Source organism: Acetoanaerobium pronyense (genome assembly GCF_017874355.1).
Taxonomy (GTDB): Bacteria; Bacillota; Clostridia; order Peptostreptococcales; family Filifactoraceae; genus Acetoanaerobium; species Acetoanaerobium pronyense.
In genome coordinates this window covers 70,058-81,860 of the sequence record NZ_JAGGLI010000013.1, presented here as the reverse complement: position 1 = coordinate 81,860, position 11,803 = coordinate 70,058, and the positions used below count along the sequence as shown (strand labels likewise).

Sequence of the window (11,803 nt, the reverse complement as noted above, 5' to 3'; positions counted from 1 at the left end):
GCATTAGGATATCTCAATTAAAAATTGGTAAGTTAAAGAAAAAAATAAATATGCTTAGACCATAAAAACTGGGTCTAAACATATTATACGAGGAGAATTAAAATGATGGCTAAATCAAAGACATCTGGATATCTAAAGGGGTTTTTTCTATATTTAAACTTATTTATATTTCATTTCATCCAAAAATACACTGGGCTTTAAATCATTAGTTTTTGACTTAATATATGATAGATATAAATTTTTTTTGCTTCGAGTTAGAGCTACATACATAAGTCTTCGCTCTTCTTCTAGCTCATTTTCTAATGAAGCCCTTTTATGTGGAAAATATCCTTCATTTAGGGAAACTATAAAAACATTATCTTTTTCTAATCCCTTAGCCCCATGGACAGTTGTTAACAAAACTCCAGAATTTACTTTAAAATTTATAGAGTCTATTAATGATAAATAACTGTAATATTGCTTAAATCCTTCCTCTAAAGTTGAGTTTTCAGGAAATAATCCTAAAAATTCTGAGATTACATCCTCTAATAACTCTAAATCTATGCCATTAATTTCATAATATTTTATAGCATAGCTCTTATATCCAATATCATTTAAAATAAAATTCACTGCTTTAGTAAAGCTAAGATTTTTAATTATTTTTCCTTTTTTATATATATCATTCAATCTTCTACTACTGATAAAATTCCATTTTTGATGGTTATTAAATCTCTTTATAATGTCTTGATTAGTGATATTCCTATTAGGTTTGTTCTTTATATTCTTTAGACTACTTAAACTCCTATTTAAACTAAAATCAATATATGAAATTATGTCCTTAACAACAAAGCTATTTAGTGTATTAAAGCTAAAATTTTTTACATAAAATCTTATATTAAAATCAATAAATGCTTTCATAAGAAATAAACTTTCTCTATTTGTCCTATATAGAATCATTGTATTTTCTAAAATTAAGTTATCTCTAAGAATTTTTTTTGCTATATTTATTGCTTGATTGGTTTCATTTTCATAATCTACAATATTTGTTATTCCTTTAAAATTATTAAAGGTGATTATATCTTTCTCTGTTCTATATTTATTATTAGATATGAGATTGTTTGAAAGCCTTAGTATGCTTTGAGGACATCTATAGCTTAATACTATTTTATATATTTTCCCTTTAGGAAAATCATTTAAAAAATCCGTTATATATTTCGGATTTGAGCCTCTAAATGAATATATTGCTTGATCTTCATCTCCTACAACGAACAAATTATCTTCACCTTGGATTAAAAGCTTAATTATTTTATACTGGATTTCATTTATGTCTTGAAACTCATCTATAATAAAATATTTGAACTTTTTTCTAAGCTCTTTTAAAATATCTTCGTTATTATATAATAAATCATAAGTGGTGTATAATATATCATTGAAATCTAATCTTTTGTTTTTTATTTTCCATGCAGCATAAGATTTAATTATTACGTCAATGATTGTCTTAGCTTCTGATTCTAAGGATTTAGTATAACTTTTAGAGGAGTTTAGGATTTCTTTTTCAATCTCACTTATTATAGAAGTTAAAAAATCTGAGCTTACAGGGTTTAAGTTTAGTTTATTTAAAAGGATTTTTCGAAGTAAGGATTTTTTTTCATTTTCATCTATAACACAATCATATGTAAAGCTTGAATATCTTATAAGTATATTTAGAAAAAAGGAATGGAAGGTTCCATAAAAGACTGATGTTAGGTTATTGTTTAAAAGAATAGTTCTTTCTTTTAATTCTCTTGAAGAAAATCGAGTAAAGCTTATAGCTACAATATTTTTTCCACTTATTTTTTTATTTGTAGTTAAGTAGTTAATTCTCTCAGATATTACTTTAGTTTTTCCACAACCGGGTCCTGCTACAACAAGGGCAGGACCGTTCAAGTGCATTACAGCGGCTATTTGATTTTGGTCCATAGAGATATCTCCTCATTAAACTTAAAAAAGAGGTGTAAGATGATTATAGAAGAACTTATTATAGAAAATAAAGGTCAATTTATAGATAAGGATACCTTTTTTTTCGATATCGAAACATTAGGATTAAATAGATCTATAAATGAAATTGTTTTAATTTGTATAGGAGTGCTTTGTGAAGAGAATAAGGTTAAAATAAAGCAATACTTTGCAGAATCTCCGAAAGAAGAAAAAGATATATTAAAATCCTTTGTTAAAGACGTATGTAAAAAAAAGAAAATTAAATCCTATAATGGTGATAATTTTGATATTCCATTTATAAATTATAGATTATCTCTACACGAAATAGATTTTGAAATAAATAAAGATATAAGTTATGACATGCTTAAATTTTTAAAACCATTAAAGATTATATGGGAACTAGAAAACCTAAAGCTTAAAACAATAGAAAGGTTTTTTGGTTTATATAGAGAAGATTTAATTACAGGAAAAGAATCTATTGAACTCTATAATAATTATCAGAAAAACAAAGAAGAAGCTATTTTAAGAAAAATCCTTCTTCATAATTTTGAAGATGTTAAGTATATGATAGTACTTGAGGAACTTATACATGAAAAATTACAAAATGATTCTTTCGTTATTAATCACAAAGATGATTTTTTATCTGTTTATATGTATGAGGTGAAAAAACTAAAGCAACAATTAAAAGTAATCTACAAAATAAATAATACTAAGCATTCTAAATATAAATACTATGACGACTTTGGAAACTCTATTGAAATATATGAACATAAGCTAGAATTTAAACTATTTTTTAAAGAAGGAATATTGCCTGATGGAAAAAATATTTCATATATTTATTATAATCAAAGGACAATACCAATAGAAATAAATAAAAAGATAATATTTGAAAACCTGAATTTTCTTTTGAAAATAATGATTAATAATGAATAATAACCAATCTTTACGGGTAAAATTAAAGTAAATAATTTGAAACGGAGGGTTATTATGAAATATAGTAAAAGAATGATGAAATACAAAAATGAATATAGGCCATATTTAGGAAATGAAGAAAACTTAAAAAGTGTAGATTGGAAAAAAGTTTTACTTGGGTTAGTTGCACTTCAGATTATAGTAAGTAGTATTTTAGGAGCTTTTATGATTTCAAAGAAAAATGAAACTCCTGTTGAAAAATATAGTAAAGACCTCAATAAAAAATATAAAAAAACAAAGAAAAAGCTCTCTAAAAAAGCAAATAAGCTTATGAAAGAATTTGAAGCATCAACTGATGATATACATGATAGAGTAATCGATACATCAGATACTGCTTTCTCTAAAGGAAAAGAAATTAAAGATTTCACTCTTGAAAAATCTAAAAAAAGCCTTTCAGAGCTTAATGATTTACTGGATGATATTACTAAGAAAATAAAAGACAAACTATAAATTTTTTAATGAAAAAAGATTGCTAGATGTTATTTAGCAATCTTTTTTCATTAAAGGCCGATAAAAAAAGGAACAAGTATTGGAACAAAAATTGATAAAATTAGACCTGTTATAAAAGAAATTACAGCAGTTTTGCCATCAGTGGCCTTGGAGATAATCGGTAAAACAGTATCCATGGCAGTTGCACCAGCTGGTGCAATTGCTTCCGTATATCCTATATATTTTGCTACTAAAGGAATGCAAATTATTGCTATTATCTCTCTACTCACATTTGTGATAAATGAAAGTGCACTAAGCTGTGAAGAGTAAGGAGCAATAATTATGGCTGATAGTGAGTACCACCCAAAACCTGAGCCGATAGCTGCTGATTCATTTATTGAATAACCTAGAAAAATACCAGCCACTATTGAACCTATAATACTCCCTGCTGCGATTAAAAAAGGTGTTGAAATTGCTTTAATACCTATATCTTTTATTTGATTAAATATATCTTTGTTTTTTCCTATATCTATTCCCACAAAAAAAAGCAAGGTACACAGTCCGATATCCATTAAAGTTCCTAAAAACCCTATAGAGTAGCTAGATAAAAATCTACCTGTTATAATACCAAAAGCAACAGAAAATAATATTTTAAGCGTCAAGTTTTCTCCTCCCCTCTAAATAGTTGTCCTCTTTTTTAAATAATAATAAAATTTTGTTCATTATAAAAATAAAAAATACACTAAAAATTATAGAGAAACTTGCAAAAATAATTCCTTTAAATCCTAAAAAAGAAAAAGAAGACATTACATTAGGGTCAATCCCCATACTTACACCCATTATAAAAAGCAAAAACAAGAGACATACAAGCTGTATTGAATCAAGCTTCTTTATTAGAGCTTTTCCTAAATTACCTTTTCTTCCAACCATAAATCCTAGTAGCATTAATGAAATATAAAGTAAAATTCTTGAAATCATTCCTCTCCCCCGTTCTTAATTACAAACTATAGATATCATATCACTATTTTTTAATGCACGAAAGGTTAAAATCTAAACTAAACATTCTTATATCGTAATATATAGATAAAATTTTGTTTTTCGTTTACAAACATCACTTTATGTTATAAAATATTAATATAGAAAGTATAAAATTTTTCTATATTAATATTAGGAGGTAACTATGAGTGCTATAATAATGGATTCTAAAGCATCAACTGAGCTTAAACGAATTCTATCAGAAAAAAATATTGAATCAACATCAGTTAGAATATTTATGTCTGGAATGGGCTGAAGTGGCCCATCATTTAATCTTGCTCTGGATGAGCAAAAAGAAGAAGATTTAGTTGAAGAAATAGATGGATTTACGATGTTGCTTGAAAAAGATTTGAAAGATCAGTTTGGATCATTTGAGGTTCAATACTTTGAGCAAAACGGTGCTACAGGCGTATTTGTACAGCCCCAATCTCCTATTGGCGGAAATGATGATAGCCCTTGTTCAAGCTGTAGTGGTTGCAATTAAATAAATACAGTATAAAAATCCTGGGTTAATTCCCAGGATTTTTTGTTTTTGAAATATTTTATAGATATAATACTTTAACTTAATAAAAAATCACTTAATGTTTTAGAAGGATTTTAAATATAATCTTTATATACATACTCACTGGTAAACCCTTTAAGAAGAGCTCCGTACCCTACTTTGAAGGTAATTATGTCTCCTATATCATAATTATAATCACTATCTGTAATATCAATTATAAGGTGATCAGAGCTTGCTCCTAAAATAAGAATATTTTGGTCTTTAGGATTTAATGACTCTATATCAGTATCTTGCTGCCCTATTGCAAGAATTGCTCTTCTTCTAACTCCCTTGTCCTCGTAGTATGGGACATTGCCAAAAGCATCAACTCCAATTTCTCCAATTGGCAAAGAAGGTTTTTCTTTTATTTCTACTATTTGGCACTGAAGCTCAAATACATCTTGGTAAAGATTTTTAAGGTCATTTCCATATGCTGTTTCTCTACCTAGTAAAAATGCTTCCCCTACTCTAAGATTACTTACTCCCTTAGGAAGCTCATTTTTATCTATAAGATATATAGAACTAGAATTTCCGCCAGAAATAATAGGAAGCTCTAGATTAAACATGCTTCTTATTTCTTCAGCTATATTGCAAAGAAGAGTCAGGTTGTCATTTTTAGGAATAACAGCTCCGTAGCAAGTAAGGTTGACACCTAATCCCATAATCTTTATATTTTTAAGATTCAGTATTTCTTCCAAATCTTTGAAAAGGTCCTCTTTAGAAAAATAGCCTTCTCTTAAATCACCTAAGTCTACCATAAGGATAATTTCATGAAGCTTTTCTTCTTTTAGTGCGAATTCATTTAATAATTTCACCGTCTTGAGCTCTGAGTTTAAACTTATATCTGAGTATCTAATTACATCCTCAATCTCATTTTGCATAGGGATTCTAAGGAGCATTTTTTTTGTTTGCATATCTTTCATTTTTTTTAGATTTTTTACTCGTGAATCTGCAAAATAATCTACTTTTAATTTATCTAATTCCTTTATTATATTTATATCTGCGCAAAAGGCTTTAGTAACTAAAGATGTTGTACAATTTGCCTTCTTGCAAAGATTATCTATTTCTTTTGCATTATGCTTTAATTTTTCTAAATCAACTTGTATTTTAGGATACATTTAATCAACCTCACTTTTAATTAGTTGATTTTCGTTAAGTTTTAGGCTTTTTTTCATTAAGCTGAAAGAAGCTTCTTTGTGAACCTTTGACAATACACCTAAAGATGCTAGTATATAGTCATTATCCACAAGTATCTCAGTTTCTTCCGTTGGATAAAGATAAAGGCCCGTATGATTATTTTGGGAAATGGATTTCATTATTTCTTTTCTATGTGGAAGTCTTGTTAGAGCTCCACCAGTTCCTATTATATATTTGACCTCTGAAAGATCTTTTCCCTCTGCCAATGAAGATCTTCCTGATGGTCCATACACATTCCTTATTCTTCCAGCATGTCTTTCTAAAGCCTTTAACACTGCTTCCTTGGTCAATCTTTCAACAAAAGAAATCTCATTTTTGTTTTTCGGAATAGCATTATAGGATTTTAATATTTCGCTTATTTCAAATCCTAGTTCTTTTTCAAGCGTATCTTTCCCAATACTTTCTATAAGGTTTTTCATATTTACAAATACTCCAAGATCTCCTTCAACTGTCCTTTTCGCAAGGGGCTCCGGACTAATTAAAATTCGCTCTATCTCTTCTGACCCTTTTGTTACTGAATGAAGATCTGTAGTTGCTCCTCCTACGTCAAATACTATTAAATCGCCTATTTTTTCATAAAGGAGTTTTGAGCTTTCCATTACAGCACCTGGAGTAGGAATTATTGGACCATTTACCATATCTCTTACATGCTCCATACCTGGAGCATGAATAATATGTTCTTCGAATGCATCTTGGATGACTTTCCTTGTAGGCTCTACATTTAACTCATCTATTTTAGGATATACATTATCTACAATATATAGCTTGAATTTAGTGTCTTCAAAAATTAATTTAATCTCTTCTTGATTTTCTATATTTCCAGCATATATTATTGGGATATCAAGGTTTAATTTTGCAAGCATTTCTGCATTATATATGGCTGTATCTCTTTCACCATAATCAACGCCTCCTGCAAGTAAAATAATATTTGGTTTTATCTCTTCTATTTTTTTTATATCAGTTCTTCTCAATTTTCCAGCGGTAACCTGATGAATTATTGCTCCAGCACCCAGCGCTGCCTCTTTAGCAGCTCTGGCTGTCATGTCATAAACAAGACCGTGGACTGTCATTTTAAGACCTCCTGCAGCACTGGAAGTCGCTAGCATTTCTATATAATCTATATTTTCAACTTCTAGTTTTTTTGCAAGGTCATCAATTGCTTCTTTAAGTCCTATATTGACATCACCTTGCAGTACTGAAGTTGGAGCTTGCCCTTGACCCACAAAAACAGGGTCAAGGGAATCAATATTATTAAAAGCGTTTACTACGGTAGTAGTAGATCCAATCTCTGCAACTAAAACATCGATTTTCATTATTTACCTTCTTTCATTTCTCTCCTCTTCTTTACTAGGAAAGTTGCTACGTTTACACCTTTGGAACCTCTTCCAAATCCAGCATCTACTCCTTGTTTTAAAGCTATCTCTGGAGTAACCTGAGTTCCACCAGCTGCAAGCATAATTTTATCTCTTACGCCCTTCTCAACAGCAAGCTCATGGATTCTCTTCATATTTTTATAATGAATATCATCATGACTTATTATTGTAGATGCAAGTATTGCATCAGCGTTAATCTCTATGGCAGCATCCACAAGCTTTTCTACAGGAACAGAAGTGCCTAAATAGTGAACTTCTACTCCATATTTTTCTATTCCGCCATGTTTTATATCAATTATTTCTCTAAGTCCAACTGAATGTTCATCTTCTCCTACAGTTCCAGCTACAACTTTAAGAGGATTTTTTTCAATATCTTCCCTTATTTCATCTTCTGACATTATTTCTGGCTCTGGAGGTATAACCAAATCGTTTATATCTATAGTAAATGGTACTTTACCTTTGATTTCAATTCTTGTACCTTCGGCTTCTTGCATTACTTCTCTATTTATAACTTCTACTTCTTCTAGGTTCATTTTTTTCGCAAATTCAATTGCTGCAAATTCTGCAACCCTTTTTGAAGTAGGAAGAAACATAGTTAAAAGAACAGTACCATCAGCTTGCCACTCTACTTCTGGTTTTATTTTAGAACTGTTTCTGAATTCCTTTGTCTCTTCTAATCTTAGATTTACATTGTCATTTTCATCAAGTTCATCTATATATATAATCTTTTCAGGATCTTCTAAAGTACAACCGCCTATTAAGTCAGATGGGTTTACCTTAGAATCCTCGTTGTACTGAGCGACATTATTGTATCCGAAGTGTGCAGTTACAGGTGCAAAATAGTCTTCATCTCTCTCATATACAGAGCCAGCACCAATCCCTCCATCGATTTTTCTAGCTATTCCATCTCCATTTCTTTCTGGATAGTATCCTGAATCCACAAAGAATCCTTCCTCTACTGCCTTAAAGTACCCTCCCGCTTCAATGATTTCTTCCATAAATAAAACGGATCTTTCTTTTAGCTCTCTTACAGTATCTCTAAGAACTCCATCTTTTTTTATCTCAACCATTTCCATTAGGCCATCCATTCCAACAAGAGCTTGCTTTGCAGTATCACATGCCTCTATGTTGTATATATGCCAAGGTACGTTTCTTCCTTCATCTGGAGTTATTGTAGACTGAATATCTGCTCTTGTAAGCTTAGAGATTAAAAGGTTAAGTACATGAGTAACTGTAGCTTCTCTTGTAGAAGCTTCCATATACTTAGTATTCATTTGGGCTCTCATTCTATAATCCTTAAAAATTTCTCTAAGGGCAACTGCATATGGAAGATCCAGATACATACAAGGCGCTGGAGGTGCAGTTGGAGGAACTGTAGAAAGACAAATATTTTCTTTTTTCATTCCTACTTTAACAGAGAATATAGAGTTTATTGCATGCTGAACTATCAGCTCAGGCATTACCTTCCAAGCTTCTCTTGCCGTTGCATTTGCATTATGTGCGCCATCTATCTGTGCGATGTCAGCCCATGACATTATTGTTTTTGATTCACATGCATCAATAAAAGATCTAATCATATTTATATTTCTATAAAGTACGTTATATTGTGGATCTTGATGGGCTCCATTTACCCCTTCTTCTGCAAACATTACAGCAATATCAGGACCGGCAACCCCAGAAACATATGAATGATAATTTATAGGTCTTCCAACTTCTTCTTCAATTAAATCCAGTGCTTTTCTTTGAGCTCTAACCTGTTTTCTTGTTATAGGCACTCCACCTATTCCTTGTGGTGTCCCCTCAATAAGGCCATCATAATGGGACTGACCAGCAGTTCTTATTACCATGATATGATCTGCTCCATGCCAAGCTGCCATTCTCATTCTTCTTATATCATCTTCAAATCTACCAGATGCTATTTCGGTTGTAATTACAGGTTCAGGTTGAGGATCTATATCTCCAAAATACTTAGAAGAAGGAAGTCCTACGCTATTTCCCATCGGAGTAGTAGCATCTTTGTATATAAATGGTCCCATTTTAAAATTTTCTTCTTTTTGTCTCCAGGTCCATCCTCTTCTTTTAGGTCTATAGCTTTCTAAATCCTTTAATATATTTTCTATATCTAATTTCTCATTATGTTTTAAAGTGAATTCTTTATCCATTATTTCTCTCCTCCCTTAAACATAGCTACAACTTCATCCCAGTATTTTCCTTCACTTAAGGCAACACCTGCATCTCTTATAGACATATCTTTTTCTTTAGATAGCTTGAAAACAATATGTCCTGCACCTTTGCCCATAAGTCCTCTATCAATTGTCTTATCAACTATTGATTTAGATTCTAAAGAAGAAAATCCCATTCTTAAAAGTACAGAACGCTCAATAGAAGGAGTAGTATTTTTTTTACCAAGATCTAATAATGGATCAACTAGTTTTTCTGCTAATTCCCAGAATTTCATTTCCAATTCCTCTTCACTAAGATTAGCTAGATGTCTTCTTCTCTCTTGAAAATCGTCAGCTCTTTTCATTTTTTCCTCCCGAATTTTTAAAAATATTTGATTTAAATAGTTTTTATATTTTATTTATTCCATCTAATGCAGATTTTACAAATTCTATGCTGGTTTTAGTTTCTTTGGCTAAAAATTCCAGATCAGAATCAGAAATAACAACATCAGGAAACTGAGCTATAGCATTTTTTATCAAAGATTTTCTGAGTTTATCCATATCAAAATCCACAGCTTTTATTAAAGATGGATGTTCAGGAAAAATTATACTTTCTCCTGGGATTTCATCTTGCGGATTTCCAAACCTTATATCTATTCCGTTGTCTCTTGCAAAGGAAAGTTGTGGCTGTATATGCTTTCCAGCACCTGTATATTCAGTTTCTTGAACTACAATTATTTCATTTTCATTCATTTCCTGAGCTATAGAAAATGCTGCAGCAAGGGCTGTATTTCCAGCAGGTCCTTTTTCAAGTCCTTCTAGACTAGCAAGTGCTTCAGTAATATAAAAAACTTCTCCTTGATTTACTGTAACATATCTATCCATATATCTTAGAGGTCTAGCGGCTGATCTCGGTACATCAGACCTATCAGGCCAAGTGGCAAATGGCATTCCAAATCCTGTGTGGCTAGTTGTAAAGGACTTTTTGTTGAACTGGCTATCTGATGCCATATGAAGACCTTTTAGGTTAACGCTTGCCGCAACTATTTGAGACTGAGCACCTGCTTTTATAAGACCTCTAGCTGTACCTGTAAGATTTCCACCTCCAGCATTTGAGCATACTATTACATCTGGATCTTTGCCTTCTCTTTCTCGAAACTCCATAGCTAGCTCATAACCTAAGGTCTCTACTCCTGCAATGCCAAAAGGAGTATAAAGGGACGCGTTAAAGTAATCTGTTTCTTCCAATAGAGTCAAGAATTTATAAAAAAGCTCTGGTCCAACTGAAAGCTGTAGTACTTCTGCCCCTAAAGCTTCGCATTTTCTAGCCTTTTCTATAATTTCAGGTTGTCCAACTCCTTTAGAATCATAGCACTCCTGAACAATAATACATTTTAGTCCTGCCATAGCTGCCTGGGAAGCAACCGCTGCACCGTAATTTCCACTAGTAGCGGCTATAACTCCTTTATAACCTAGTTTTTTTGCATGATAAACTGCGTTTGCAGCTCTTCTAGCTTTAAAACTTCCAGATGGATTAGCGGCTTCGTCTTTAATAAATATTCTTGCGCCCTTCCCTTTTGGAGCTAGTTTTCTAGATAGTTCTGTAAGGTTTCTAAGTTCTAAGACAGGTGTTTTACCAACACCAGTAGAATATTGTATCTTTTGCATCTCTTCAAGAGTATAACCAGTTTCCCTCATCATTTTTTCATAATCAAAACCTATAGTTCCACTTTCAAAAATACCGTAATCTATACCTATAGCATTTTTCATTATTTCATTTTTCCTAGACATTACTCCTGAATAAGTCATATCTTTATTCATCCAGATCACCTCCAAAAGTAATCTCTCTAACCTGTTCAGAAATTTTTAAAAGCTCTGGAATGAACTTTCCAAATCCATGATTATAGGTAGGATTTACTTCCAAGAGTTTTCCTATCTCTTCTCGTTTGGTTCGGGTAATGATAGTTACCTCATCACCTATCTCAGCTTCATTATCTTTTAAGTATCCTTTTACCCACATTTCTAATGGTACTTGCTTAGTGTCCTCTGGAACCTGAGGTGCACGTTCATTAGGGGATAAAATTATTTTATGGATTAATACCCAATCATTTTTTTTTGCCATTAAATTCACTTCCTTG

The 11,803-nt window shown here is 31.3% G+C and carries 12 protein-coding genes; 3 read left to right on the top strand and 9 right to left on the bottom strand.

Annotated elements, in window-relative coordinates:
• Positions 1-159: 159 nt before the first annotated feature.
• The gene (locus J2Z35_RS07210) at positions 160-1,938 is read right to left on the bottom strand and encodes an ATP-dependent helicase (protein ID WP_209660714.1); all 1,779 of its coding nucleotides are present in this window, start codon (positions 1,936-1,938) and stop codon (positions 160-162) included.
• Between the two features lie 39 nt (positions 1,939-1,977).
• On the opposite strand from J2Z35_RS07210, the gene J2Z35_RS07205 reads away from it, so the two are divergent.
• Together J2Z35_RS07205 and J2Z35_RS07200 are read left to right on the top strand one after the other, a co-directional pair.
• On the top strand, positions 1,978-2,889 hold the full coding sequence (locus J2Z35_RS07205; RefSeq protein WP_209660713.1) for a ribonuclease H-like domain-containing protein: 912 nt from the start codon (positions 1,978-1,980) through the stop codon (positions 2,887-2,889).
• A gap of 54 nt (positions 2,890-2,943) precedes the next feature.
• Positions 2,944-3,378: a hypothetical protein gene (locus J2Z35_RS07200; protein ID WP_209660712.1), complete on the top strand. Its 435-nt coding sequence runs from the start codon at positions 2,944-2,946 to the stop codon at positions 3,376-3,378.
• A 50-nt stretch (positions 3,379-3,428) separates the two neighbouring features.
• Here J2Z35_RS07200 and J2Z35_RS07195 read toward each other — a convergent pair whose 3' ends face one another.
• Both J2Z35_RS07195 and J2Z35_RS07190 read right to left on the bottom strand, forming a co-directional pair.
• Complete coding sequence (locus J2Z35_RS07195) at positions 3,429-4,019, bottom strand: lysine exporter LysO family protein (RefSeq protein WP_209660711.1); 591 nt, start codon at positions 4,017-4,019, stop codon at positions 3,429-3,431.
• Positions 4,009-4,335, bottom strand: a complete 327-nt coding sequence (locus J2Z35_RS07190; protein ID WP_209660710.1) for a DUF340 domain-containing protein — start codon at positions 4,333-4,335, stop codon at positions 4,009-4,011. Before J2Z35_RS07190 ends, J2Z35_RS07195 begins: the two co-directional genes overlap by 11 nt.
• 388 nt (positions 4,336-4,723) lie before the next feature.
• On the opposite strand from J2Z35_RS07190, the gene J2Z35_RS07185 reads away from it, so the two are divergent.
• Positions 4,724-4,876 (top strand): hypothetical protein, encoded by a 153-nt coding sequence (locus J2Z35_RS07185; RefSeq protein WP_209660709.1) that lies wholly within the window; start codon positions 4,724-4,726, stop codon positions 4,874-4,876.
• Between the two features lie 113 nt (positions 4,877-4,989).
• Here the strand turns inward: J2Z35_RS07185 and orr are convergent, their stop codons facing one another.
• Genes orr through ortA form a run of 6 tightly spaced genes read right to left on the bottom strand, consistent with a single transcriptional unit; the run spans position 4,990 to position 11,787 of the window.
• Positions 4,990-6,051 (bottom strand): ornithine racemase Orr, encoded by a 1,062-nt coding sequence (orr, locus tag J2Z35_RS07180; RefSeq protein WP_209660708.1) that lies wholly within the window; start codon positions 6,049-6,051, stop codon positions 4,990-4,992.
• Positions 6,052-7,443, bottom strand: a complete 1,392-nt coding sequence (locus J2Z35_RS07175) for a GlmL-related ornithine degradation protein (RefSeq protein ID WP_209660707.1) — start codon at positions 7,441-7,443, stop codon at positions 6,052-6,054. It abuts the gene before it with no gap.
• Positions 7,443-9,665, bottom strand: coding sequence for a D-ornithine 4,5-aminomutase subunit OraE (gene oraE / locus J2Z35_RS07170; protein WP_209660706.1), 2,223 nt, complete (start codon positions 9,663-9,665; stop codon positions 7,443-7,445). The genes J2Z35_RS07175 and oraE overlap by 1 nt, the downstream gene beginning before the upstream one ends.
• A complete protein-coding gene (locus J2Z35_RS07165; protein ID WP_209660705.1) occupies positions 9,665-10,030 on the bottom strand; it encodes an ornithine aminomutase subunit alpha in 366 nt (121 codons plus the stop codon). Before J2Z35_RS07165 ends, oraE begins: the two co-directional genes overlap by 1 nt.
• A 43-nt stretch (positions 10,031-10,073) precedes the next feature.
• On the bottom strand, positions 10,074-11,486 hold the full coding sequence (gene ortB, locus J2Z35_RS07160) for a 2-amino-4-oxopentanoate thiolase subunit OrtB (RefSeq protein ID WP_209660704.1): 1,413 nt from the start codon (positions 11,484-11,486) through the stop codon (positions 10,074-10,076).
• Complete coding sequence (ortA, locus tag J2Z35_RS07155; RefSeq protein WP_209660703.1) at positions 11,479-11,787, bottom strand: 2-amino-4-oxopentanoate thiolase subunit OrtA; 309 nt, start codon at positions 11,785-11,787, stop codon at positions 11,479-11,481. Before ortA ends, ortB begins: the two co-directional genes overlap by 8 nt.
• Between the last annotated feature and the right edge of the window lie 16 nt (positions 11,788-11,803).

What these genes read in the sequence shown, in the direction of transcription:
- J2Z35_RS07205 (WP_209660713.1), top strand. Translation starts at nt 1,978, where the DNA reads ATGATTATAGAAGAACTTATTATAGAAAATAAAGGTCAATTTATAGAT.
- J2Z35_RS07190 (WP_209660710.1), bottom strand. Translation starts at nt 4,335, where the DNA reads ATGATTTCAAGAATTTTACTTTATATTTCATTAATGCTACTAGGATTT.
- ortB (WP_209660704.1), bottom strand. Translation starts at nt 11,486, where the DNA reads ATGAATAAAGATATGACTTATTCAGGAGTAATGTCTAGGAAAAATGAA.
- orr (WP_209660708.1), bottom strand. Translation starts at nt 6,051, where the DNA reads ATGTATCCTAAAATACAAGTTGATTTAGAAAAATTAAAGCATAATGCA.
- J2Z35_RS07165 (WP_209660705.1), bottom strand. Translation starts at nt 10,030, where the DNA reads ATGAAAAGAGCTGACGATTTTCAAGAGAGAAGAAGACATCTAGCTAAT.
- J2Z35_RS07210 (WP_209660714.1), bottom strand. Translation starts at nt 1,938, where the DNA reads ATGGACCAAAATCAAATAGCCGCTGTAATGCACTTGAACGGTCCTGCC.
- ortA (WP_209660703.1), bottom strand. Translation starts at nt 11,787, where the DNA reads ATGGCAAAAAAAAATGATTGGGTATTAATCCATAAAATAATTTTATCC.
- J2Z35_RS07175 (WP_209660707.1), bottom strand. Translation starts at nt 7,443, where the DNA reads ATGAAAATCGATGTTTTAGTTGCAGAGATTGGATCTACTACTACCGTA.
- oraE (WP_209660706.1), bottom strand. Translation starts at nt 9,665, where the DNA reads ATGGATAAAGAATTCACTTTAAAACATAATGAGAAATTAGATATAGAA.
- J2Z35_RS07200 (WP_209660712.1), top strand. Translation starts at nt 2,944, where the DNA reads ATGAAATATAGTAAAAGAATGATGAAATACAAAAATGAATATAGGCCA.
- J2Z35_RS07185 (WP_209660709.1), top strand. Translation starts at nt 4,724, where the DNA reads ATGTTGCTTGAAAAAGATTTGAAAGATCAGTTTGGATCATTTGAGGTT.